At 71.3% G+C, this 24,665-nt stretch carries 21 protein-coding genes; 19 read left to right on the top strand and 2 right to left on the bottom strand.

The features are described from left to right. The first annotated feature begins 32 nt into the window (after window positions 1–32). From AC1RSJ_RS07260 to rpsA, 9 genes are all read left to right on the top strand, one after another. Window positions 33–1,289, top strand: coding sequence for a PTS transporter subunit EIIC (locus AC1RSJ_RS07260; RefSeq protein WP_493117678.1), 1,257 nt, complete (start codon window positions 33–35; stop codon window positions 1,287–1,289). A 37-nt stretch (window positions 1,290–1,326) separates the two neighbouring features. Then, window positions 1,327–1,635 (top strand): PTS lactose transporter subunit IIB, encoded by a 309-nt coding sequence (locus AC1RSJ_RS07255; protein WP_493117677.1) that lies wholly within the window; start codon window positions 1,327–1,329, stop codon window positions 1,633–1,635. Window positions 1,636–1,637: 2 nt separating this feature from the next. Then, on the top strand, window positions 1,638–2,102 hold the full coding sequence (locus AC1RSJ_RS07250) for a PTS mannitol transporter subunit IIA (RefSeq protein ID WP_493117676.1): 465 nt from the start codon (window positions 1,638–1,640) through the stop codon (window positions 2,100–2,102). Between the two features lie 8 nt (window positions 2,103–2,110). Beyond that, window positions 2,111–3,154, top strand: a complete 1,044-nt coding sequence (locus AC1RSJ_RS07245; protein WP_493117675.1) for a zinc-dependent dehydrogenase — start codon at window positions 2,111–2,113, stop codon at window positions 3,152–3,154. 86 nt (window positions 3,155–3,240) lie between these two features. Next, window positions 3,241–3,510 carry an HPr family phosphocarrier protein gene (locus AC1RSJ_RS07240; protein ID WP_493117674.1) on the top strand — a complete coding sequence of 90 codons (270 nt, stop codon included), beginning with the start codon at window positions 3,241–3,243 and terminating at the stop codon, window positions 3,508–3,510. A 74-nt stretch (window positions 3,511–3,584) separates the two neighbouring features. Continuing rightward, window positions 3,585–5,273 (top strand): DUF885 domain-containing protein, encoded by a 1,689-nt coding sequence (locus AC1RSJ_RS07235; protein ID WP_493117673.1) that lies wholly within the window; start codon window positions 3,585–3,587, stop codon window positions 5,271–5,273. A gap of 5 nt (window positions 5,274–5,278) precedes the next feature. Beyond that, window positions 5,279–5,944, top strand: coding sequence for a DUF4166 domain-containing protein (locus tag AC1RSJ_RS07230; RefSeq protein ID WP_493117672.1), 666 nt, complete (start codon window positions 5,279–5,281; stop codon window positions 5,942–5,944). After that, window positions 5,941–6,930: an epimerase gene (locus tag AC1RSJ_RS07225; RefSeq protein WP_493117671.1), complete on the top strand. Its 990-nt coding sequence runs from the start codon at window positions 5,941–5,943 to the stop codon at window positions 6,928–6,930. Before AC1RSJ_RS07230 ends, AC1RSJ_RS07225 begins: the two co-directional genes overlap by 4 nt. Window positions 6,931–7,162: 232 nt before the next feature. Continuing rightward, window positions 7,163–8,635, top strand: a complete 1,473-nt coding sequence (rpsA, locus tag AC1RSJ_RS07220) for a 30S ribosomal protein S1 (RefSeq protein WP_493117670.1) — start codon at window positions 7,163–7,165, stop codon at window positions 8,633–8,635. 95 nt (window positions 8,636–8,730) lie between these two features. Here rpsA and AC1RSJ_RS07215 read toward each other — a convergent pair whose 3' ends face one another. After that, window positions 8,731–9,351, bottom strand: coding sequence for a DUF4126 domain-containing protein (locus AC1RSJ_RS07215; RefSeq protein WP_493117669.1), 621 nt, complete (start codon window positions 9,349–9,351; stop codon window positions 8,731–8,733). 32 nt (window positions 9,352–9,383) lie between these two features. Between AC1RSJ_RS07215 and coaE the strand changes: the two genes are divergently transcribed. The 3 genes from coaE to AC1RSJ_RS07200 are packed head-to-tail and all read left to right on the top strand — an operon-like array spanning window position 9,384 to window position 12,672. Continuing rightward, on the top strand, window positions 9,384–10,019 hold the full coding sequence (coaE, locus tag AC1RSJ_RS07210) for a dephospho-CoA kinase (protein WP_493117668.1): 636 nt from the start codon (window positions 9,384–9,386) through the stop codon (window positions 10,017–10,019). Window positions 10,020–10,054: 35 nt separating this feature from the next. Next, the gene (locus AC1RSJ_RS07205) at window positions 10,055–11,554 is read left to right on the top strand and encodes a class I adenylate-forming enzyme family protein (RefSeq protein WP_493117667.1); all 1,500 of its coding nucleotides are present in this window, start codon (window positions 10,055–10,057) and stop codon (window positions 11,552–11,554) included. Then, window positions 11,551–12,672: an acyltransferase gene (locus tag AC1RSJ_RS07200; protein ID WP_493117666.1), complete on the top strand. Its 1,122-nt coding sequence runs from the start codon at window positions 11,551–11,553 to the stop codon at window positions 12,670–12,672. The genes AC1RSJ_RS07205 and AC1RSJ_RS07200 overlap by 4 nt, the downstream gene beginning before the upstream one ends. 9 nt (window positions 12,673–12,681) lie before the next feature. Here AC1RSJ_RS07200 and AC1RSJ_RS07195 read toward each other — a convergent pair whose 3' ends face one another. Beyond that, entirely contained in the window at window positions 12,682–13,998 is a 1,317-nt protein-coding gene (locus AC1RSJ_RS07195) for an MFS transporter (RefSeq protein WP_493117665.1), read from the bottom strand. A 148-nt stretch (window positions 13,999–14,146) separates the two neighbouring features. Here AC1RSJ_RS07195 and uvrB point away from each other — a divergent pair, with 148 nt between their 5' ends. The 7 genes from uvrB to AC1RSJ_RS07160 all read left to right on the top strand — a co-directional run bounded on the left by uvrB (window position 14,147) and on the right by AC1RSJ_RS07160 (window position 24,590). Next, the gene (gene uvrB, locus AC1RSJ_RS07190; RefSeq protein ID WP_493117664.1) at window positions 14,147–16,216 is read left to right on the top strand and encodes an excinuclease ABC subunit UvrB; all 2,070 of its coding nucleotides are present in this window, start codon (window positions 14,147–14,149) and stop codon (window positions 16,214–16,216) included. 74 nt (window positions 16,217–16,290) lie between these two features. Beyond that, window positions 16,291–16,851: a P-loop NTPase family protein gene (locus AC1RSJ_RS07185; protein ID WP_493117663.1), complete on the top strand. Its 561-nt coding sequence runs from the start codon at window positions 16,291–16,293 to the stop codon at window positions 16,849–16,851. An 85-nt stretch (window positions 16,852–16,936) separates the two neighbouring features. After that, complete coding sequence (gene uvrA, locus AC1RSJ_RS07180) at window positions 16,937–19,852, top strand: excinuclease ABC subunit UvrA (protein WP_493117662.1); 2,916 nt, start codon at window positions 16,937–16,939, stop codon at window positions 19,850–19,852. 99 nt (window positions 19,853–19,951) lie between these two features. After that, complete coding sequence (uvrC, locus tag AC1RSJ_RS07175) at window positions 19,952–21,946, top strand: excinuclease ABC subunit UvrC (RefSeq protein WP_493117661.1); 1,995 nt, start codon at window positions 19,952–19,954, stop codon at window positions 21,944–21,946. Continuing rightward, the gene (rapZ, locus tag AC1RSJ_RS07170) at window positions 21,943–22,818 is read left to right on the top strand and encodes an RNase adapter RapZ (RefSeq protein WP_493117660.1); all 876 of its coding nucleotides are present in this window, start codon (window positions 21,943–21,945) and stop codon (window positions 22,816–22,818) included. The genes uvrC and rapZ overlap by 4 nt, the downstream gene beginning before the upstream one ends. 16 nt (window positions 22,819–22,834) lie before the next feature. After that, window positions 22,835–23,812, top strand: a complete 978-nt coding sequence (whiA, locus tag AC1RSJ_RS07165; protein ID WP_493117659.1) for a DNA-binding protein WhiA — start codon at window positions 22,835–22,837, stop codon at window positions 23,810–23,812. Window positions 23,813–23,963: 151 nt separating this feature from the next. Further along, window positions 23,964–24,590, top strand: a complete 627-nt coding sequence (locus tag AC1RSJ_RS07160; protein ID WP_493117658.1) for a superoxide dismutase — start codon at window positions 23,964–23,966, stop codon at window positions 24,588–24,590. Window positions 24,591–24,665 lie beyond the last annotated feature (75 nt).

The following is a 24,665-nucleotide window of genomic DNA, read 5'->3' as shown; positions in this document are numbered from 1 at the left end:
ACCCCTTCCTGGAACCCAAGGAGACAGACAAGATGTCCGACTACACACCGGTCGCCACCGGCACCGGGGCTCGTGCCCGGGTGCAGCGGTTCGGCGCCTTCCTCGCGGGGATGGTGATGCCGAACCTCGGTGCGTTCATCGCCTTCGGCCTCATCACCGCGCTGTTCATCCCGACCGGCTGGGTGAACTACATCGGCGGCAACATCGACGCCCACGGCAACCCGATCCACACGTTCGGGTGGACGAACCAGATCTCGGCCGTCGTCGGTCCGCTGATCAACGTCCTCATCCCGCTGCTGATCGGCTACACCGGCGGCCGCAACATCCACGGTCAGCGCGGCGCCGTCGTCGGCGCCGTGGCGACCATGGGAGCGGTGGTCGCGCCGATCGCGCTCGCCTACATCCCGGCCGGCGGCGACGAGCCGTACTCGCAGCTCCAGGGCGTGCCCTCGGCCATCCTGGCGGCCTTCGTGCTCGGCCCGATCGCCGCTCTCGTCTTGAAGTTCTGGGACAACTTCATCTCCGGCAAGGTGCGCGGCGGCTTCGAGATGCTCGTCGACAACTTCTCCGCCGGCATCATCGGCGGCGTGTTCGCGATCGTCGGCATCTACCTCGTCGGCCCGGCCACCTACTGGATCGGACGGGGACTCGGCGCCGCCGCCGAGTGGCTGATCGACATCCACCTGCTGCCGCTCGTCTCGATCATCGTCGAGCCCGCCAAGGTGCTGTTCCTCAACAACGCCATCGGCAACGGCATCCTCGTGCCGCTCGGCTCGAACCAGGTCGCGGAGTCCGGCCACTCGATCTTCTTCATGATCGAGTCGAACCCCGGCCCCGGCCTCGGCATCCTGACGGCGATGCTGCTGTTCGGACCCCGTGCGATCCGTCCGACCGTGCCGGCCGCCATGGTCGTCCACTTCCTGGGCGGCATCCACGAGATCTACTTCCCGTACGTGCTCATGAAGCCGATCCTCATCATCGCGGCGATCGTGGGAGGCGCGACCGGCGTGCTCTGGGAGACGATCTTCGGCCTGGGCCTCGTCGGTCCTGCCTCACCGGGCAGCATCATCGCCTGGGCGCTGGTGTCGCCGCCGAACCAGATCCTGCTGATCATCCTCGGAGTCCTGATCTCCGCGGGCGTCACCTTCGTCGTCGGCTCGCTCCTGCTCGGCTTCGGCCGGAAGGAGTCGGCGACCGACGAAGCGCTGGATCTCGAAGCGGCTCGCGAGAAGTCAGCGCAGAATAAGGCTGCGTCGAAGAACCAGCCGACGGCGAACGCGGCCGGCTGACCGACGACACACGCTCACACTCAGAAGGAGACCGAGAATGGCAACCATCGACGGATCGAGCATCAAGAAGCTCATAGTGGCCTGCGACGCGGGTATGGGGTCGAGCGTCATGCTCGCCTCGACCCTCAAGAAGCAGTTGGCGAAGAGCGGCGTCACGGTGGAGCACTCGCCCGTTGCGCACATCCCGGCCGATGCGGACCTGGTCGTGACGCAGGCGGGGCTCGCCGACCGTGCGCGCCATACGGTGCCCGAGGTGCCGGTCGTGCCGTTCCAGCTGTTCCTGGGCGACCCGAACGTCGCCAAGATCGTCAAGGCGATCCAGAACGGCGAGACGGTCGAGGTCTGAGCATGAGCGACGAGTCCTCCACGCCCCTGCCCGAGCTCCTCGACGAGCGCGCCATCCGGCTCGCGGCCACCGCCGCGGGCCGGGATGACGCGATCCGGCAGGCCGGCCAGGCGCTGCTCGATGTCGGCGCGATCGATGCCTCGTACATCGACGCGATGCTCGAGCGCGAGAACTCGGTGTCGACCTTCGTCGGCGAGGGTGTGGCGATCCCGCACGGCACCCTCGCCGGCAAGGAAGCCGTGAAGAAGGATGCGCTCAGCGTCATCCGCTTCCCGGACGGCGTCGACTGGGACGGCAACCCCGTCTCGGTCGCGGTCGGGATCGCCGCGAAGGGCAACGGGCACATCGCCCTGCTGTCACAGCTCGCGACGATCCTGCTCGACCCGGACAAGGCCGCCGCGCTCCGCGCGGCGTCCACGCCCGAGGCCGTCTACGAGCTGCTCGCCGCCACGGACGACGACGAGTAGCGGAATCCGTGCAGGTCGCGAGATTCCACGCCCCCGGTGACATCCGGCTCGAGACGGCCCCGGTGCCGTCGGCCGGTCCGGGGGAGGTGCTGCTGCGGGTCCAGGCCTGCTCGATGTGCGGCACGGATCTCAAGATCTTCCGGAGCGGTCACCCGAACATGACGCCTCCCGCGGTCATGGGCCACGAGATCGCCGGTGAGATCGCCGCCCTGGGCGACGGTCTCACCGGCTGGTCCGTGGGCGACCGGGTGCAGGTCATCGCCGCCATCCCCGACGGCACCTGCCCGGAGTGCCGGGCGGGACATCCCGCCGTCTGCGAGCACCAGACGTCGATGGGGTACCAGCACGACGGCGGCTTCGCCGAGTACACGGTCGTGCCGGCGGCGGTGCTCGCCGCCGACGGACTCAACCGCATCCCCGCCGGGGTCTCCTTCGCGGAGGCCTCCGTCGCCGAGCCGCTCGCGTGCGTGCTGAACGGCCAGGAGCTCGCGCGCGTCGGTGCCGGCGACACGGTCGTCGTGATCGGGTCGGGCCCGATCGGCTGCCTGCACGTGCGCCTCGCCCGCGCCCGCGGCGCGGCCCGGATCGTGCTGCTCGACCTCAACGCCGACCGGCTCGCACGCGCCGCTGCGCTCGTGCACCCCGACGTCGTGATCGCGGCCGGCGACGGGGTCGACGCCGTTCGGGCCGTGCTCGACGCGACCGACGGCCGGGGCGCCGACGTCGTCATCACCGCCGCCGCCTCCGGACGCGCCCAGGAGCAGGGGCTGCGGATGCTGGCCCGCCGCGGCCGCCTCAGCCTGTTCGGCGGACTGCCGAAGGACGCCCCCGACATCACCGTCGACGCGAACCTCGTGCACTACCGCGAGCTCACGATCGTCGGAGTCAACGGATCCAGCCCCGAGCACAACGCCGCGGCCCTCCGCCTCATCGCGACCGGCGCCGTGCCGGTCGCCGACCTCATCACGCATCGCCTGCCCCTCGAGCGGATCGCCGATGCCCTCGAGCTCGTCGCGAGCGGCGAGGCGATCAAGGTGACCATCGAACCCTGAGCCGTCGGCTCGGGCGACCATCCATCGACTCCGAGGCCGGCACCCGCCGGCCGAGACCACCCCACCCACCAGGAGAGGAACACCCCATGACCGAGCGCAAGGTCACCGTCGCGTCCAGCGTCGGCCTGCACGCCCGCCCCGCCTCGCTGTTCAGCCAGGCCGCCGCGAAGACCGGCGTCCCCGTGACGCTGACCTCGGCGGCCGGCAAGTCCGTCAACGCCGCCAGCATCCTCGGCGTCCTCTCCCTGGGGATCGGCAGCGGCGAGGAGGTCACCCTGGCCTCCGACGCCGACGGCGCGGACGCCGCGCTCGAGGAGCTCGTCGCGCTCCTGAGCCGCGACCTCGACAAGGAGTAGCGCAGCGCCGGCTCCGGCCGGATCCGCGCCGACGGGCCCCTCGCATCGCGAGGGGCCCGTCCTAGTCTGGGGACATGGCGAACGACACCCAGCCGCGCACCCCCACCGACATCGACCGGATCGCGGAGGGCTGGGTCGACACCCAGCTCGAGCTCTTCCCGGAGTTCCACGTCTACCTCGGCCGTCCCGGCCGCGAGGGCGAGTACGCGGACTACTCGCCGGAGGGCGCCGAGGAGGCCGCCGAGCGGATGCGCTCCGTGCGCGACCGCCTCGCCGCCGCGACCCCGGTCGACGACATCGACCGCGTCACGCAGCTCGACCTCGGCCGCGAGCTCGACCTCGAGCTCGAGAAGCACGACGCCGGGTTCGGTCTGCGCGACCTCAACAACATCGCGTCGCCGTCGCAGGAGCTGCGCGACATCTTCGACCTCGTCCCCACCGACAGCGTGGAGGACTGGGAGCACGTCGCCCGCCGGATGCACAACCTGCCGGCCGCGATGGAGGGCTACATCGCGTCGCTTCGCGAGGGCATCCGCACCGGCCATGTGCCGGCCGTGCGCCAGGCGCGCGTCGTGATCGAGCAGGCGCGCAAGCAGGTCGGATCCGGCAGCTTCTTCGCGGGGCTGGCCGCCACGGAGCGGGCCGGCGACGAGGCGCTGCCGGAGTCGCTCCGCCGCGACCTCGCCGCCGGAGCCGAGGAGGCGTCCGCCGCCTACGGCGCGTTCGCCGCGTTCCTCGAGTCGGAGCTCGCACCCGTGGCACCGGAGGCGGACGGCGTCGGCCGCGAGCACTACCAGCTCGCCTCCCGCGGCTTCCTCGGCGCGACCGTCGACCTCGACGAGACCTACGAGTGGGGCATCGAGGAGCTCGCGCGCATGGTGGCGGAGCAGGAGTCGATCGCCGCGCAGATCGTCTCGGGCGGGGGAGTGCAGAATGCGATCGCCTTCCTCGACGGCGACGCGTCGCGCAAGCTGCACGGCACGGACGCGCTGCAGCGCTGGATGCAGGAGACGAGCGACCGTGCGATCGAGGAGCTCGGCCGCACCCACTTCGACATCGCGCCGGAGCTGCGCCGGCTCGAGTGCATGATCGCCCCGACCCAGGAGGGCGGCATCTACTACACCGGCCCGACAGACGACTTCTCGCGGCCCGGCCGGATGTGGTGGAGCGTGCCGGAGGGCGTCACCGAGTTCGACACCTGGCGCGAGCTGACGACCGTCTACCACGAGGGCGTGCCCGGCCATCACCTGCAGATCGCCCAGGCGGTCTACAACAAGGCGGAGCTCAACACCTGGCGGCGCAACGCCGGCACCTCGGGCTTCTGGGAGGGCTGGGCGCTCTACGCCGAGCGCCTCATGGCCGACCTCGGCTACCTCGACGACCCGGCGGACCGGCTCGGCATGCTCGACGGCCAGCGGATGCGCGCGGCGCGCGTCGTGCTCGACATCGGCGTGCACCTCGGCAAGCCGATGCCCGACGGCTCCGGCGCCTGGACCGGGGAGAAGGCGTTCGACTTCCTCGCGCAGAACGTGAACATGAACGAGGGCTTCGTCCGCTTCGAGGTGAACCGCTACCTCGGCTGGCCGGGCCAGGCGCCGTCGTACAAGGTCGGGCAGCGCATCTGGGAGGACCTCCGCGACGAGGTGCGCCGCCGCGAGGGCGACGCGTTCGACATGAAGGAGTTCCACCGCCGCTCGCTCGACATCGGCGGGGTCGGCCTCGACACCCTCCAGGTCGCGGTGCTCGGCTTCCCGCAGGCCTGACCGCGGTGGTCGGTCCGGAGGCGATCTCACCCTGGCAGGCCGTGCTCGGCGACGCGGTCGACGGCCTCGCGCCGTCGCTGCGCCGCTACTTCGGCGCCATCCCGGCCGGGTCGGTCGGCGTCGGGCACGGCGCCTTCGAGGTGGTCGGCACGCCGCGGCGCTGGCTCTGGCCGCTGCTCGCGGTGCTCGGGCGGGGCGGGGCGCTGTTCCCGGTGTGGGCGCACGACGTGCCGTTCGACGTGGTCAACCGCCCGACGACGGCGGACGGGCATCCGGCGGTCGCCGCGACGCGGACGTTCCGGCTGCCCGGCGGCGACCGCGCCATGGTCGACCTCACCGCGGCGCTGCCCGGCACCGGGCGATCCGGCGACGGGCGCTCCGGCGACGGGCTCGAACTGGTCGACCTGCTCGGCCGCGGCCGCACGCTGCGCGTCGCCCTGCTCGCCTCCGTCGACGACGAGGGCCTCCTGCTGACCTCGTCCGCGGTCGCGGTCCGGCTCGGACCGCTCCGCCTCCGCCTGCCGCGCGTGCTCACCCCGCGGCTCGAGCTGCGCGAGCGGCACGGCGCCGACGGCCGTCAGCACGTCTCACTGACCGTCGACCTGCCCCCGCTCGGCCGCCTGTACGAGTACGCCGGGTCGTTCGAGTACGGCATAGTCGAGGCATCATGACCGAGCGCATCGTCATCGCCGGCGCGTCCGGCTTCCTCGGGGCGTCGCTGACCGCGGCGCTCCGCGCGGAGGGCGCCGAGGTCGCCCACGTCGGCCGCGGCGGGCCGGACGCCCGCTGGGGCGACCCCGACGGGATCACCCGCCTCGTCGACGGCGCCGACCTCGTGGTGAACCTCGCGGGCAAGAGCGTCAACTGCCGCTACACGCCGGAGAACCGCGCCGAGATCCTCCGCTCCCGGATCGAGACGACCCGCGAGCTCGGCGAGGCCGTCGCGCGGGCCGCGGTGCCGCCCGCGCTCTGGGTGAACTCGTCGACGGCCACGATCTACCGGCACGCCGAGGACCGCGCGATGACCGAGGAGACCGGCGAGCTCGGCGAGGGCTTCTCGGTCTCCATCGCCCGGGCCTGGGAGGCGGAGCTCGCCGCGGCAGACACGCCGGACACGCGCCGGGTGGCCCTCCGGATGGCGATCGTGCTCGGCGACGGCAGCGCGCTGCTGCCGCTGCTCGGCCTCGCGCGCGCCGGACTCGGCGGACCGCAGCTCGACGGCCGCTGGCCCGCGACGCCGGCGCGGCTGGCCGCCGGCACCTACCACGCGAACCGCCGCACCCGCGGGCACCAGCGCTTCAGCTGGATCCACGAGGCCGACGTGCACGGCATCATCCGCTTCCTCCAGGCGCGGCCCGACCTCGACGGCGTGATCAACGCGGCGGCCCCCGAGCCGAGCGACAGCGCCGCCCTGATGCGGATCCTCCGCTCCGAGCAGCGCGTGCCGGCCGGGCTCCCGGCGTGGCGCTGGATGCTCGAGCTCGGCTCGATCGCGCTCGGCACCGAGACCGAGCTCGTGCTCAAGAGCCGCTGGGTCGTGCCGGCACGGCTCGAGGAGGCCGGCTACGCGTTCCGGTACCCGGCGCTCCGCGGCGCCGTCCGCGAGATCATCGCGCGCCGACGACGGGCACGGACGGAGTCGCGCACCGCCGCCTGACCGGCCCGAGGGCCCGCTGCGGCCCCCGCGGCCCGGGAATGACGGGCCACGGCACCGCGTTGGCGTTGTTGTCGCGGTCGGGTCATCCGGCTATGCTGGAGAATCGCGATTTCCGCGACTCCTATCCGCCTGCCTCGGGCGGGATTCCAACAGATCTCTTCCCCCTGAGGCCCAACCATGCCCCCGACGCACCTCCGGTGCCAGGGGAATGCCCATCCGGAGCAATCACTACATGACTACCGCTACGACCGCCAGCACCAGCACCACCAAGCAGATCGCGATCGATGACATCGGATCCGCCGAGGATTTCCTGGCCGCGGTCGAGAAGACCCTGAAGTTCTTCAACGACGGAGACCTCATCGAGGGCACCGTCGTCAAGATCGACCGCGACGAGGTGCTCCTCGACGTCGGCTACAAGACCGAGGGTGTGATCCCCTCCCGCGAGCTCTCCATCAAGCACGACGTCGACCCCAACGAGGTCGTCGAGGTCGGCGACAGCGTCGAGGCCCTGGTTCTCCAGAAGGAGGACAAGGAAGGCCGGCTGATCCTGTCCAAGAAGCGCGCCCAGTACGAGCGCGCCTGGGGCGATGTCGAGAAGATCAAGGAGTCGGACGGCGTCGTCACCGGCACCGTCATCGAGGTCGTCAAGGGCGGCCTCATCGTCGACATCGGCCTCCGCGGCTTCCTGCCGGCCTCGCTCATCGAGCTGCGCCGCGTCCGCGACCTCACGCCGTACCTCGGCCAGGAGATCGAGGCGAAGATCCTCGAGCTCGACAAGAACCGCAACAACGTCGTCCTGAGCCGCCGCGCGCTGCTCGAGCAGACGCAGTCGGAGTCGCGCTCGACGTTCCTCAACAACCTCAGCAAGGGCCAGGTCCGCAAGGGCGTCGTGTCCTCGATCGTCAACTTCGGCGCGTTCGTCGACCTCGGCGGCGTGGACGGCCTCGTGCACGTCTCCGAGCTGTCGTGGAAGCACATCGAGCACGCCAGCGAGGTCGTCGAGGTGGGCCAGGAGGTCACCGTCGAGATCCTCGAGGTCGACCTCGAGCGCGAGCGCGTCTCCCTGTCGCTCAAGGCGACGCAGGAGGACCCGTGGCAGATCTTCGCCCGGACCCACGCGATCGGCCAGATCACGCCCGGCAAGGTCACCAAGCTGGTTCCGTTCGGCGCGTTCGTGCGCGTCGCGGACGGCATCGAGGGCCTCGTGCACATCTCCGAGCTGTCCACCAAGCACGTCGAGCTCGCCGAGCAGGTCGTGTCGGTCGGCGACGAGGTGTTCGTCAAGGTCATCGACATCGACCTGGACCGCCGTCGCATCTCGCTGTCGCTCAAGCAGGCGAACGAGGGCATCGACCCGAACTCGACCGAGTTCGACTCCGGCCTGGCCGCGCTGTACGGCATGGTCACCGAGTACGACGAGCAGGGCAACTACAAGTACCCGGAGGGCTTCGACCCGGAGACGGGCGAGTGGCTCGAGGGCTTCGAGGCCCAGCGCGAGGCCTGGGAGTCGGAGTACGCCGCGGCCCAGACCCGCTGGGAGGCGCACAAGGCGCAGATCCTCGCGGCCGAGGAGGCCGGCGACAACGACCTCGGTACGAGCTCGTACTCCGGCTCGAACGAGTCCGCCTCGACGACCGGCGCCGGCACCCTCGCCGACGACGAGTCGCTGGCCGCCCTGCGCGAGCGCCTCAGCAGCAACTCCTGATCCGACGCGCCGCTCCGGCGGCGCCGACGTCAGACCGAAGGCCGGTCCGGTTCGCCGGGCCGGCCTTCGGCGTACCCGGCACCGGTTCGCCGAGGTCAGCCCGGGGGCGGGACGGCGATGCGACCGGCGCGGCGCACCGCGCGTCGGCGGCGCGCACGGCGGATGAGCAGCACGGCGGCGACCACCAGTCCCGCCAGCAGCACGACCACGAGGACCGGCAGCAGGATCGCCGTGAACGCGAGCACCACGCTCGCCACGTCCTCGAGGCTGCTCAGCGCGGGCGCGGCCAGGCCGCCGGTGACGGTGTTCGCGGCCGGGCGGGCGAGCGCCTTCGCGCCGTGCACCACGAGGGCGAGCACGACGCCGATGGCGATCGGCACCCACTGCTGCGACGTGAAGAACTCGGCCGGGTCGGTGACGGTCGCCGTCTCGCTGGCGGCGCCCGATCCGAAGACGATGCCGCCGGCCGCCGGGCGCACGATCGTCTGGATCACGTCGTTGACCGAGTCGACGACAGGGATCTTGTCGGCGACGATCTCGATGACGAGCAGCACGCCGAGGATGAGCTGCACCCAGCCGTTCTCGAGCCACACCCAGCCGGCGGGCAGCTGGATCAGGCCCGTGTGCGAGCTGAGCAGGCCGAGCACGAGCAGCGGGATGTAGGCGTTGAGCCCGGCCGCCGCCGCGAGTCCCGCACCGGTGAGCAGCTCCAGCATGCCGCGAGGCTACCGCGCCGTAGGCTGGACGCGTGCGGCGGATCGGACTCACCGGAGGCATCGCGTCGGGCAAGTCGGCCGTGGCGACGCGGCTGCGCGAGCTCGGCGCCGTCGTCGTCGACGCGGACGTCGTGGCCCGCGAGGTCGTCGAGCCGGGCGAGCCGGCGCTGGACCGCATCGCCGCGGAGTTCGGACCGGGTGTGATCGCCGCCGACGGATCGCTCGACCGACCGGCGCTCGGCGCCATCGTGTTCGCCGACCCGGAGCGCCGCGAGACGCTGAACGGCATCGTGCACCCCGCCGTCTGGGAGCGCACGACGCGGCACTTCGAGGCGGCGGAGTCCGCCGATCCGCGGGCCGTCGTCGTGTACGACGTGCCGCTCCTCGTCGAGGGACGCGCCGGGCGCAGCTACGGATTCGACACGGTCGTCGTCGTCGAGGCGGCGCCGGAGGAGCGCATCCGGCGGATGGTCGAGCTGCGCGGCATGGACCGCGCCGAGGCGGAGCGGCGTATCGCGGCGCAGGCCACGGACGCCGAGCGCCGCGCCGTCGCCGATCACGTCATCGACGCCGACGGCACGCTCGAGCGGACCCTGGCCCAGGTGGACGCGCTCTGGCCGGCACTCTCGGCGCCGCCGGCGTCACAGGCGGCGCACAGCCTCCCGTAGCCGGGCCGAAAGGGGACCGGCGGTAGCCTGGACGGATGCCGGAACCCGCCGCCGCCACGCTCGCCGAGATCATCGCGGAGCGGGCGGCCGTCGGACCGGGCGACGTCTACCTCGAGGACGCGCGCTCCGAGCGCACGCTGACCTTCGCGGAGCTCGCCGACCGCGTCGGCGAGTGGACGACCGCCTTCGACCGGCTGGCGCTCCCGCCCTCCGGCGCCGTGCTCGTCGACACGGCGGATCCGCTCGCGTTCGCGGTCGTGCACCACGCCGCCGTGGCGAGCGGCCGGCGGTCCATCCCCGTTGACGCGTCAGCGCCGGCGGAGGAGCTCGCACGGCTGCACGGCCTGATCCGCGGCGCCGCGCTCGTCGCGACGGACGGCGACGACGACCGGCGCGTCGACGGCGTCGCGCGCGCGGTCGTGGACATCGACCTTCGGCCCGCCGAGGTGACGCCGGGGGAGCCGGCCGCCGCCGCGGACCCGGCCGGTACCGGCTCCGCCGTGCTGTTCACGTCGGGCAGCACCGGCACGCCGAAGGGCGTCGAGCTGCCGGAGCCGCAGCTGCTCGTCGTCGCGCGCGAGGTCGCCGCCGTGCTCGAGCTCGGGCCGGGGGATCGCGGCTTCAACTCGCTGCCCCTGCACCACGTCAACGCGGAGGTCGTCGGACTGCTCGCGTCGCTCGTCGCCGGGTCGACGCTCGTGCTCGACCGGCGATTCCGGCGCACCGGGTTCTGGGAGCTGCTGGCCGAGCGCCGCATCACCTGGCTCAACGCGGTGCCGGCGATCCTGGCGGTGCTGGCCCGATCGGGCCCGATGACGCCGCCGCCGAGCCTCCGGCTCATCCGCTGCGCGTCCGCGCCGCTGCCCGACCACGTGCGCGACGAGCTCGGCGACGTGCCGCTCGTCGTCAGCTGGGGCATGACCGAGGGCGCGAGCCAGATCACGTCCACCGGCATCGGCGACGGCGAGCGCGGCACGGTCGGCCTGCCGCGCGGCGGCGAGGTGCGCACGCGTCGACCGGACGGCTCGGATGCCGACCCCGACGAGGTCGCGGCGCTGTGGATCCGCGGCGACGGCATCGTGCACCGCTACCTCTTCGATGCCGCCGCCGACCGCTTCGACGCGGACGGCTGGCTCTCGACCGGCGACCTCGGCGCGGTGGCCGCGGACGGCACGGTGCGGCTCGCCGGGCGCGCGGACGACGTGATCAACCGCGGCGGCGAGAAGGTCTACCCGGGCGAGGTGGAGGAGGCGCTGCTCGCCGACCCCCGCGTGCTCGAGGCCGTCGTCGTGGGCCGCCCGCACGACGTGCTCGGGGCGGTGCCGGTCGCCTACGTCATCCCGGTCGCCGACCTGCCCGAGTCGGACTACCCGGCGCTGCGCGACGACCTCGAGGGCCGGAGCGAGCGGACGCTGGCGCGCTTCCGCCGTCCGGTCGAGATCACGATCGTGGAGGACCTGCCGCGTGCCGCGGCCGGGAAGGTGCAGCGCAGCCGGGTGCGGGAGCTCGAGGTCGAGCGGAACACCGGCGCATGACGGCGGACGCGCCCGCCGCGACGCGCCCGCGAGCCCGCCACCTCTACGAGGTCGACGTCGTCCGCATCCTCACGTTCGCCTGCGTCATCGGCGTGCACACGACGAGCCACACGATCGCGAGCGACGACGTCGCGCTCTCCGGGCTGCTCGCGCTGCTGCACTTCACCCGCGAGGTCTTCTTCTGGCTCACCGGCTTCGTGCTGTCGCTGAGCTACCTCGCGAAGCCGCAGCCGCTGCGGCAGTTCTGGCCGAAGCGGTTCCTGCTCGTCGGCGTGCCGTATCTGGCCTGGACCGTCATCTACTTCCTCGCCTCGAACATCCAGCGCGGCGACGTCGGGGTCGAGGACATCGGCGGGCTGCTCTACCGGGTCGTCACCGGCACCGGCTGGTACCACCTGTACTTCCTGCTCGTGACGATGCAGGTGTACCTGCTGCACCCGGTGATCATGTGGCTCGTGCGCAAGACCGCCGGCCACCACCTCCTGCTCATGGCCGCGATCGGCGTCTGGCAGCTCGGCCTCACCGCGGTCTACATGTACCTGCCCGGCTCGCTCGGCTTCGTCAGCTCCAATTCGAAGATCTTCTTCTTCAGCTACCTGTTCTTCATCGTCGGCGGCGCGGTGACGGCGTGGCATAAGGACCGGTTCCTGGGCTGGATCCGCGCGCACCGCGGCCTCATCGGCATCCTCACGCTCGCCGCCGCGCTGCTGACGCTCGCCGTCTGGTGGCTGCAGCATGCCGTCGGCGGCATGAGCCTCTACCGCGCGGGCACGCCGCTGCAGCCGGTCGAGATGGTGTGGGGCGTGTTCGTCGGGCTCGGCTTCCTGGCGGCCGGCACCTGGTGGGCCGACCGGCGGGATCCGGAGACCGTGCTCGCGCGCGGCGTCGACCTCGCCTCCGACCGGTCCTTCGGCATCTTCCTCGTGCATCCGATGCTCATCTGGCTGCTGCTGCTCGGGGGCGGCGTCGGCGCGATCGTGCCGACGCCATGGCTCACCCTCGTGACCTACCTGCTCGTCATCCTCGGCTCGATCGTGTTCGTCGAGATCGCCCGTCGCACGCCGCTGAGCCTCCCGCTCACCGGGCGGAGGATCGCGCGGCGGAAGCCACGGGCGTAGCGGGGCCGATCAGGCCAGGCCGACCCGCTCCTCCGCGGGCGCGATCGGGTCGACCTTCTGGGGCCGCATGAGGATCGACAGGATGGTCGCCGCGACGAGCACGCCGATCGAGATGCCGAACGGCGTGGCGAAGCCGCCGGTCGCGTCGACGAGCGCGCCGATCGCGATCGGGGAGATGATGCCGGCGACGCCGAAGCCGGTGTTCATCATGCCGCTGGCCGTGCCCGACCAGGTCGGCGCGAGGTCCATCGGGATCGACCACACCTGCGCGTTCGTGAGCTCGAGGAAGAAGAACGACAGCGCGAGCGACACGACAGCGACCCAGAGCGGCGGGCCGAAGAGCAGGGGCACGAGGCAGATGCCCGACCCCACGAAGCCGATGACGAGGAAGACCTTCCGCGACCACAGCGCCCGGCCGGTGCGCAGCAGCAGCTTGTCGCTGAGCACGCCGCCGAGCGTGTCGCCCACGACGCCGCCGACGAGGATCAGCGAGGTGAGCGGCGCGAACTTCGCGACGTCGAGGTCGTAGGTCGTCGACAGCAGCTGCGGGATCCAGGTGAAGAACACCCACGCGACCCAGCCGTAGCCGAAGTCGACGAGCGTCACCGGCAGGATCGAGCGGATGAGGCGCCGCCACGGCACCGGCGGCCGGTCGGCGGCCTTCGGGATGTCCGGCACCTCCGACAGCTCCTGCTTCGTGATGCCCTTCACGTCGCGCGGGCGGTCGCGGAACATGAGGTACCAGACGATCGCCCAGCCCATCGACACGATGCCGATGGAGATGAACGAGAAGCGCCAGTCGACGAGGCTGATGAGCAGGCCGACGACGATCGGCGCGGCCGCGTTGCCGAGGCGCGAGGCCGAGTGCACGATGCCCTGCACGAACCCGTTGCGGTCCGGCGGCACCCAGCGGCTCATGGCCTGCGTCGCGGTCGGGAACGTCGCCGACTCGCTGAGGCCGAGCGCCGCGCGCGCGATGAGCAGCGTGACGAGGCCGACGGTCATGCCGGTGAACATCGTCGAGAGGCCCCAGATGAGGCCGAGGATGAGCAGCCCGAGACGCGGTCCGAGCTTCTCGCCGACGAAGCCGCCGGCGATCTGCAGCAGCGCGTAGAACAGCGAGAACACCGAGGCGGCGAGGCCGAACTCGGCGTTGGTGAGGCCGAACTCCTTGATGATCTCGGGGCCGGCGGTGGCGATGTTGTTCCGGTCGAAGTACGCGATGAAGTACATGACGCAGAGCAGCACGATGACGCGGCCGCGACGGCGGTGGAACAGGATCGGGGTCGCCTTCGCGGCGGCCTTCGGCACATCGGTCAGGCTCACAGGCGGCGTTCCGATCTCGTCCGGGGGAGGCGGCTGTTCATCCCCTCGAAGCTAGACGGCAACCCTATGGGCGGGCTATGGAGCACTGTCGCCTCCCCGCCAGCATCCAGCCCGGCGCGCTGTCGGGGGTCGCGCCTACCCTGGAGGGATGGAGCCGACCCGCGCAGTGCGCCCCTTCGAGGTGATCAGCGAGTACTCGCCGAGCGGCGATCAGCCGCAGGCGATCGCGGAGCTCGCCGGGCGCATCAACGCCGGCGAGACCGATGTCGTGCTGCTCGGCGCGACCGGCACCGGCAAGTCCGCGACGACCGCTTGGCTCATCGAGCAGGTGCAGCGGCCCACGCTCGTGCTCGCGCACAACAAGACGCTGGCCGCGCAGCTGGCGAACGAGTTCCGCGAGCTGATGCCGAACAACGCGGTCGAGTACTTCGTGAGCTACTACGACTACTACCAGCCCGAGGCCTACGTGCCGCAGACGGACACCTTCATCGAGAAGGACTCGTCCGTCAACGCCGAGGTCGAGCGGCTGCGGCACTCCACGACGAACTCGCTGATCTCCCGCCGCGACGTCGTCGTGGTCTCCACCGTCTCGTGCATCTACGGCCTCGGCGCGGCGGAGGAGTACCTCGACGCGTCCGTCGCCCTGCACGTCGGCGACCGGGTGTCGCGCGACCGGCTCGTGCGCGCGTTCGTCGACATGCAGTACGAGCGCAACGACGTCGACTTCTCGCGCGGCAAGTTCCGGGTGCGCGGCGATACCGTCGAGATCATCCCGATGTACGAGGAGCACGCGATCCGCGTCGAGATGTTCGGCGACGAGATCGAGGGCCTCTACTCGCTGCACCCGCTCACCGGCGACGTCATCCAGAAGCTCGACTCCGTGGCGGTGTTCCCCGCGACCCACTACGCCGCCGGCGCCGAGACCATGCACCGTGCGATCGGCACGATCAAGGTCGAGCTCGGCGAGCGGCTCGAGGAGCTGGAGCGCCAGGGCAAGCTGCTCGAGGCCCAGCGGCTGCGCATGCGCACCACCTTCGACCTCGAGATGATGGAGCAGATCGGCTTCTGCAACGGCATCGAGAACTACTCGCGCCACATCGACGGGCGCATGCCCGGCGAGGCGCCGCACTGCCTGCTGGACTACTTCCCCGACGACTTCCTCATCGTGATCGACGAGTCGCACGTGACCGTGCCGCAGATCGGCGCGATGTACGAGGGCGACGCGAGCCGCAAGCGCACCCTGGTCGACCACGGGTTCCGCCTGCCGAGCGCGATGGACAACCGCCCGCTGAAGTGGGAGGAGTTCCTCGAGAAGGTCGGGCAGAAGGTCTACCTCTCGGCGACCCCGGGGCGCTACGAGATGGGCGTCGCCGACGGTGTGGTCGAGCAGATCATCCGCCCGACCGGCCTCATCGACCCGCAGATCGTCGTCAAGCCGTCGAAGGGCCAGATCGACGACCTGCTCGAGCAGATCCGCCTCCGCGTCGACCGCGACGAGCGCGTGCTCGTGACGACGCTGACGAAGAAGATGGCGGAGGAGCTCACCGACTTCCTCGGCGAGGCCGGCGTGCAGGTGCGCTACCTGCACTCGGACGTCGACACGCTCCGCCGCGTCGAGCTGCTGACCGAGCTGCGCGCCGGCGTATTCGACGTGCTCGTCGGCATCAACCTGCTGCGGGAGGGCCTCGACCTGCCCGAGGTGTCGCTCGTCGCGATCCTCGACGCCGACAAGGAGGGCTTCCTCCGCTCCGGCACGTCGCTGATCCAGACGATCGGCCGCGCCGCCCGCAACGTGTCGGGCGAGGTGCACATGTACGCCGACAACATGACCGACTCGATGCGCAAGGCGATCGACGAGACCGACCGCCGTCGCGAGAAGCAGATCGAGTACAACCAGGTGAACGGCATCGAGCCGACGGCGCTGCGCAAGCGGATCGCCGACATCACCGACGTGCTCGCCCGCGAAGGGGCCGACACGGCCGCGCTGCTCGCCGGACGCGGCGACGGCAAGAAGCGCGCCGCGACGCCGAACCTCCGCCGCGAGGGCGTCGGCGCCGCCGGGGCCGCCGAGCTCGAGTCGATCATCGGCGACCTCAACGGGCAGATGCTCGCGGCCGCCGCCGAGCTCAAGTTCGAGCTGGCGGCACGCCTGCGCGACGAGCTCGGCGACCTGAAGAAGGATCTGCGCGCGATGGAGGCCGCCGGCCACGTGAGGTGAGCGGGAGCGCGGGCACGGATGGCTGGGCCGCGCGGTCGGCTGAGCCTGTCGAAGCCCCGCGCTAGCCTGGCCGGATGCCCTCCGCCACCGTCGCCGATGTACTCGCCGCGCGCCGGATCGTCGTCTACGGCGTGACCGGCAGCGGCAAGTCGACACTGTCGCGCATCGTGGCGGACCGGCTCGGGCTGCCGCACATCCCGACCGACGAGCTGGGCTGGGGGCCGGGCTGGACGGCGCTCGATCCGGCCGTCGTCGACGCCGAGATGCTGGCGCGCACGGCCCGGTCCGAGTGGGTCGCCGACTCGTTCTGGGGTCGGCAGACCGCGGCGCAGCTGCCGCGCGTCGAGGTGCTCGTCGGGCTCGACCTGCCGCGTCCGCTGACCTTCTGGCGGCTCCTCCGCCGCACGGTGCGCCGCTGCGTGACACGGGAGCTCGTCTGCAACGGCAACGTCGAGACGATCGGCCGGATGCTCGGGCGCGACTCGATCCTGCGCTGGCATCACCGCAGCTGGCGCAGCAAGCGCGACCGCATCCGCGAGTGGGAGCAGGCGGCCGAGGGGCCCGGCGTGCTGCGGCTCAGGTCGCCGCAGGAGGTCGCGGCGTTCGCGGCCGCGCTCCCGCCGCCGACCGGTTGACGCCGCCGACGCACCGGCTCCGCCACCCGGCGCGTCCGCTGAGGGCTGAGCATCTCGCCGGTGCGATGTCGGAGGCTTCCGTAGAATGAGTTCAGTGTCGTCGATCTCGCCCGTGACGGGCTCCTCCAAGCTCAGCGTGCGCGGCGCGCGCGTCCACAACCTGAAGAACGTCGACATCGAGATCCCGCGCGACTCGCTCGTCGTGTTCACCGGTCTCAGCGGCTCGGGCAAGTCGAGCCTCGCGTTCGACACGATCTTCGCGGAGGGCCAGCGCCGGTACGTCGAGTCGCTGTCCGCGTACGCCCGCCAGTTCCTCGGCCAGGTGGACCGGCCCGACGTCGATTTCATCGAGGGCCTCAGCCCGGCCGTCTCGATCGACCAGAAGTCGACGAACCGCAACCCGCGCTCGACGGTCGGCACGATCACCGAGATCTACGACTACATGCGACTGCTCTGGGCGCGCATCGGCGAGCCGCACTGCCCGATCTGCGGCGAGCTCATCGCGAAGCAGACCGTGCAGCAGATCGCCGACCAGCTCATGGAGCTCGAGGCCGGCACGCGCTACCAGATCGTCGCGCCGGTGGTCACGCAGAAGAAGGGCGAGTTCGTCGACCTGTTCGGCGAGCTGGCCTCCGGCGGCTACTCGCGCGCGATCGTCGACGGCGAGCTCATCCAGCTCAGCGACCCGCCGAAGCTGAAGAAGTCGTACAAGCACGACATCGCGGTCGTCGTCGACCGCCTCGTCGCGGCCGACGACCTGCTCACCCGCCTCACCGACTCGCTCGAGACGGCGCTCCGCCTCACGAGCGGCATCGTGACCGTCGACTTCGTCGACCTCGACGCGAAGGACCCGGCCCGCACGCGCAGCTTCAGCGAGAAGCTGAGCTGCCCGAACGGGCATCCGATCGCCCTGACCGAGATCGAGCCGCGCACGTTCTCGTTCAACGCCCCGTTCGGCGCCTGCCCGGAGTGCTCCGGCCTCGGCACGAAGATGGCGGTCGACGCGGACCTGCTCGTCGGCGACCCGGAGCTGAGCCTCAACGAGGGCGTCATCCTGCCGTGGAATCAGGGCGGCAAGGGGCTGTACTCGTACTTCCAGCGGCTGCTCGAGGGGCTGGCGCGCGACCTCGGCTTCTCGCTCGACACCCCGTGGTCCGATCTCGGCGACGAGGTGCAGCAGGCGATCCTCCGCGGCAACGACTTCGAGGTCGTGGTGCAGTGGCGCAACCGCTACGGCCGCACGATGAAGTACTCCACGGGCTTCGAGGGCGTCATGCCCTACATCGAGCGCAAGTACCGCGAGGCCGAGAGCGACTGGTCGCAGAACCGCTACGGCGAGTACCTGCGCGAGATCCCGTGCCCGGTCTGCGACGGCAAGCGCCTCAAGCCCGAGGTGCTCGCCGTGCAGGTCGCGAGCCGGAGCATCTCCGACGTGCAGGAGCTGAGCCTCCACGACTCCTACGAGCTCATGACGACGATCGACCTGACCCCGCGGCAGGCGAAGATCGCCGCGCAGGTGCTCCGCGAGATCCGGCTGCGCCTGGAGTTCCTGCTCGAGGTCGGCCTCGGCTATCTGACCCTCGCACGCGCCGCGGCGACGCTCTCCGGCGGCGAGGCGCAGCGCATCCGCCTCGCCACGCAGATCGGATCGGGCCTGACCGGCGTGCTCTACGTGCTCGACGAGCCGAGCATCGGCCTGCACCAGCGCGACAACCGCCGCCTCATCGACACCCTCGTGAAGCTGAAGAACCTCGGCAACACGCTCATCGTCGTCGAGCACGACGAGGACACCATCCGCACCGCGGACTGGATCGTCGACATCGGCCCGCGCGCGGGCGAGCACGGCGGCGAGGTCGTGCACTCGGGCGACTACGCGGCCCTGCTGCGCAACACCGAGTCGCTGACCGGCGACTACATCGCCGGCCGCCGGGCCATCGAGATGCCGACCCGCCGCCGCAAGATCGACCGCAAGCGGCAGATAACCGTGGAGGGGGCGAAGGCGAACAACCTGCGGGATGTCACGGTCTCGTTCCCGCTCGGCGCGTTCGTCGCCGTCACGGGCGTGTCCGGCTCCGGCAAGTCGTCGCTCGTCAACGACATCCTCTACAAGGTGCTCGCCAACCAGCTCAACGGCGCCCGGCAGGTGCCGGGGCGCCACAAGCGGGTCACCGGGCTCGAGCAGCTCGACAAGGTCGTCCACGTCGACCAGGCGCCGATCGGCCGCACGCCGCGCTCGAACCCGGCCACCTACACCGGCGTCTTCGACAAGATCCGCACGCTGTTCTCCGACACCGTCGAGGCGAAGTCGCGCGGCTACCAGCCTGGGCGCTTCAGTTTCAACGTCAAGGGCGGCCGCTGCGAGAACTGCCAGGGCGACGGCACGATCAAGATCGAGATGAACTTCCTGCCCGACGTCTACGTCGCGTGCGAGGTCTGCGGGGGAGCGCGCTACAACCGCGACACCCTCCAGGTGCACTACAAGGGCAAGAACATCGCCGAGGTGCTCGACATGTCGATCGAGGAGGCCGCGACCTTCTTCGAGCCGATCAGCGCCATCCACCGGTTCCTCAAGACGCTCGTCGACGTCGGACTCGGCTACGTGCGCCTCGGCCAGAGCGCCACGACGCTCTCGGGCGGCGAGGCGCAGCGCGTGAAGCTGGCCACCGAGCTGCAGAAGCGCTCGAACGGCCGCAGCGTCTACGTGCTCGACGAGCCGACGACCGGACTGCACTTCGAGGACGTGCGCAAGCTGCTGCTCGTGCTCAACGGGCTCGTCGACAAGGGCAACACGGTGATCGTGATCGAGCACAACCTCGACGTGATCAAGAGCGCCGACTGGCTCATCGACCTCGGACCCGAGGGCGGCTCCGGCGGCGGTCAGATCATCGCGACCGGCACGCCCGAGAAGGTGGCCGAGGTGGCGGAGAGCCACACCGGCGTCTTCCTCAAGGAGCTCATGGAGTCGGAGTCGGCCGGGCAGGGCCGCAGGAAGTCGGCCTAGTGCCGCGCGTCGAGCCGGGGGCGCGCTGATGGCGCGCGTCGAGCGCGCGGACGCCATCCGCCCGATGAGCGCAGTCGGCCGAAGCCGGGAGGCGCGCTGATGGCGCGCGTCGAGCGCGCGGACGCCATCCCGTGGCGGCCGAAGGCGGGGGAGATCCCGACCGACCCGGGCGTGTACCGCTTCAAGGACCCGCGCGGGCGGATCCTCTACGTCGGCAAGGCGAAGAACCTGCGGCAGCGGCTGTCGAACTACTTCCAGCCGCTGCGGAGCCTGCACGAGCGCACGCGCGCCATGGTGCTGACGGCTTCGAGCGTGGAGTGGACGGTGGTCGGCAGCGACTTCGAGTCGCTGCAGCTCGAGTACCAGTTCATCAAGGAGTTCGAGCCGCCGTTCAACGTCAAGTTCCGCGACGACAAGACCTACCCGTACCTCGCGGTGACGCTCGGCGACGAGGCGCCGCGGGTCATGGTGACCCGCAACCGCCGGATCGCGGGCGCGCGCTACTTCGGGCCGTATCCGAAGATCTGGGCCGTGCGCGACACGATCGACCTCATGGTGCGCGCGTTCCCCATCCGCACCTGCTCCGACTCCAGCTACAAGCGCGCGATGCAGAGCGGGCGGCCGTGCTTCCCGGGCCAGATCGGCCGCTGCGGCGGTCCGTGCTCCGGCCGGGTCACGATCGAGGAGCATCGCGAGATCGTCGACCAGTTCGTCGCGTTCATGGCGAGCCACGACCGGCGCATCATCGGCCAGCTGCAGCGCGACATGCGCGACGCGGCGGCGATCCAGGACTACGAGGAGGCCGCAAAGCTGCGCGACCGCATCCAGGCCCTCGAGAACGTGCTCGAGAAGAGCGCGGTCGTGCTGCCGGACGGCGTCGACACCGACGTCTTCGGCATCGAGCACGACGAGCTGGCCGCCGCGGTGCAGCAGTTCGTGGTGCGCGGCGGCCGTGTGCGCGGCGTGCGCTCGTGGGTCGTCGACAAGGAGCTCGACGTGCCGCTGTCGGAGCTCGTCGACTCGGTGCTCGAGAGCGCGTACGAGAACGAGCCCCCGCCGCGCGAGATCATCGTGCCTGAGCTGCCGGACGACGCGGAGGCGATGGGCGCCTGGCTCAGCACGATGCGGCCCAAGGGCGGCCAGGTGGTGCTGCGGACGGCCCAGCGCGGCGACAAGCGCTCCGTGCTCGAGACGGCCACGCTCAACGCCAAGCAGGCGCTCATGCTCTACAAGACCCGGCGCACCGGCGACTACGTGGCGCGCACCCAGGCGCTCGAGGACATCCGCGACGCGCTCGGGCTGCCCGACGCGCCGCTGCGCATCGAGTGCTACGACGTCTCGCACCTCGGCGGCACGAACATCGTCGCGTCGATGGTGGTGTTCGAGGACGGCCTGCCGCGCAAGAACCAGTACCGCAAGTTCTCGGTGCCGGAGTACGCCGACGACACCGAGTCGCTCTACCAGGTGCTCACCCGGCGGCTGTCGCACCTCGACGACGAGCCGGCGGAGGAGGCCGTGGTGACGGTCGACGAGGAGACGGGGGAGTCGGTCGTGCAGGCGCCGCGGCGCCGCTTCGCCTACCGTCCCGGCCTGCTGCTCGTCGACGGCGGGCAGCCGCAGGTGGAGGCCGCGGCGCGCGCCATGCGCGACCTCGGCATCGACGACATCCCGCTCGCCGGCATCGCGAAGCGGCTGGAGGAGATCTGGCTGCCGGGCGACGAGTACCCGGTCATCCTGCCCCGCAACAGCGAGGCGCTGTTCCTGCTGCAGCGCGTGCGCGACGAGGCGCACCGCTTCGCGATCACGTTCCAGCGCGCGCGGCGGCGCACCGACATCGCGAGCGTGCTCGGCGAGATCCCCGGGCTCGGGCCCGCCCGCGTCACGGCACTGCTCAAGCACTTCGGCTCGGTAGCCCGGCTGCGGGCCGCGTCGGCGGAGCAGATCGCCGAGGTGAAGGGCGTCGGCCCGGCCATCGCCGCCCAGATCGCGGCTAGGCTGAGCACGCCGGCCGGAGGCGACGACGAGGCGCCGATCGAGTCGGCGGACCCCGCAGCGCCGACCAGAACCCCAGCGGAGGAGACGACGCGAGGATGACCGACCAGCCCGGATCCCGCGAGATCCTGCTCGTCACGGGGATGTCCGGCGCGGGCCGCTCGACGGTCGCCGATGCGCTCGAGGACCTCGGCTGGTACGTCGTCGACAACCTCCCGCCCGCCATGCTGCGTCCGCTCGCGGACCTCGCCGGCCACACCGGCGACTCGATGCCGAAGATCGCCGCGGTCGTCGACGTGCGCGGCGGCGTGCTGTTCGACGACGTCCGCTCAGCCCTCGACGGCCTCCGCGGCAACGCGAGCGTGCGGGTGCTGTTCCTCGACGCGACGGATGCGGCGCTCGTGCGGCGCTTCGAGCAGGTGCGGCGGCCGCATCCGCTCCAGGGCGACGGCACGCTGCTCGACGGCATCGGCGCGGAGCGCGCCCGCATCGCCGAGCTGCGCGAGATGAGCGACATCGTGATCGACACGAGCGACCTCAACATCCACCAGCTCACCCACCGAATCACGGAGCAGTTCCGCGCCGAGGCGGGCGCGAAGGTGCGCATCACGCTGCTCACGTTCGGCTTCAAGTACGGCCTGCCGACCGACGCCGACAACGTCGCCGACGCGCGCTTCCTGCCGAACCCGTTCTGGGACCCCGAGCTGCGGCCCCTGAACGGCCTGGATGCGGCGGTCAGCGAGTACGTGCTGTCGCGGCCGGGAGCCCCCGAGTTCCTCGACGCGTACGTCGCCGCCCTCACCCCGGTGCTCGAGGGGTACGCCCGGGAGAACAAGCGGCACGGTACGATCGCCATCGGCTGCACCGGCGGAAAGCACCGCTCCGTGGCGATCGCGGAAGAGCTGGCGCGACGTCTCCGCGGCCTCCCCGGGGTCGCCGTGACCATTCGACACCGCGATCTGGGGCGCGAATGATTCGGAGGATGTTGCTGTGGCGCTGACCGCGGATGTGAAGGACGAGCTGCTGGCCGTCACCCCGGGCAAGACCTCGGTGCGGGCCGCCGAGCTCGCGGCGATCCTGCGGTTCTCCGGGGGGCTGCACATCATCTCGAACCGCATCGCGGTCGAGTCCGAGCTCGACTCGCCGCAGCTCGCGCGCCGCGTGCGCCGCGACCTCGCCGAGCTGTACGGCGTGCGCAGCGAGGGCAGCGTGATCTCCGGCGGAGGCCAGAGCAAGGCCGCCGCCTACCTGGTGCGGGTCGTGGAGGCGGGGGAGACCCTCGCGCGCCAGACCGGCCTGCTCGACGCCCGCCGCCGACCCGTCCGCGGCCTGCCGAACCGGCTCACCACCGGCACCCGCGAGGAGCTGGCCGCCGTCTGGCGCGGCGCGTTCCTCGCCGCCGGCACCCTGACCGATCCGGGCCGCTCCGCCTCGCTCGAGATCGCCTGCCCCGGCAACGAGTCGGCGATGGCGCTCGTCGGGGCCGCCGGCCGCCTCCGCGTGCCCTCGAAGGCCCGCGAGGTGCGCGGCGCCCACCGGGTCGTCATCCGCGACGGCGAGGCCATCAGCGGCATGCTGCGGCTCATGGGCGCCTCCGGCACGGTCGCCGCCTGGGAGGAGCTGCGTCAGCGCCGCGAGGTGCGCGCCACGGCCAACCGCCTCGTGAACTTCGACGACGCCAACCTGCGCCGCTCCGCCCAGGCCGCCGTCGCCGCCTGCGCGCGCGTCGAGCGCGCGCTCGAGATCCTCGGCGAGGGCGTGCCGGAGCACCTGCAGTACGCCGGCGAGCTGCGCCTCGCGCACCGCGACGCCAGCCTCGACGAGCTCGGCCACTTCGCCGACCCGCCGATGACGAAGGACGCCGTGGCCGGCCGCATCCGCCGGCTGCTCGCGATGGCCGACAAGGAGGCCTCGGACCGCGGCCTCCCCGGCACCGACGCGAACCTGCCGCCGGACCTCGAGGACTGAGCGCCGCACCCTGAGCGCCGCCGCCCGTCGGCATCAGCGTTCTCTGAGGGTTCACGCGGGAAGGGTCCGGCCCCCTGACGGCTTTCACTACAGTGAGAGAGCCCGGCCGGGTGGATCCCGCTGGGCACCGAAACCGAGGAGATGACCTTCGATGGCCGAGTACACCCTGCCGGATCTGCCGTACGACTACGCCGCGCTCGAGCCGCACATCAGCGGCAAGATCATGGAGCTGCACCACGACAAGCACCACGCGACCTACGTCAGCGGGGCGAACACCGCCCTCGAGAAGCTCGCCGAGGCTCGCGACTCCGGCGACCTGGCGAACGTCAACAAGCTCTCGAAGGACCTGGCGTTCAACGTCGGCGGCCACGTGAACCACTCGATCTTCTGGACCAACCTCTCGCCCGAGGGCGGCGGACAGCCGGACGGCGAGCTCAAGGCCGCCATCGACGACCAGTTCGGGTCGTTCGACAAGTTCCAGGCGCACTTCACCGCCGCGGCGACCGGCATCCAGGGCTCCGGCTGGGCCGTGCTCGGCTACGAGCCGATCGGCAAGAAGCTCGTCATCGAGCAGCTGTTCGACCAGCAGGGCAACACGAACCTCGGTCTCGTGCCGATCTTCCAGCTCGACATGTGGGAGCACGCCTTCTACCTCGACTACCTCAACGTCAAGGCCGACTACGTGAAGGCCATCTGGAACATCGCCGACTGGCAGAACGTCGCGGCCCGCCTCGACGCCGCCCGTCAGAAGACCGACGGCCTGCTGGTACTGTCGTAACCGGATCGGCCGGGGCTTCGGCCCCGGCCTTCGATCCCCACTCCCACCACTATCCGCGCCCCCGTCGCGGTCGTC

It is taken from the genome of Schumannella sp. GW821-FHT10F01 (genome assembly GCF_058809295.1).
This window is presented reverse-complemented; position numbering and strand designations above follow the sequence as displayed.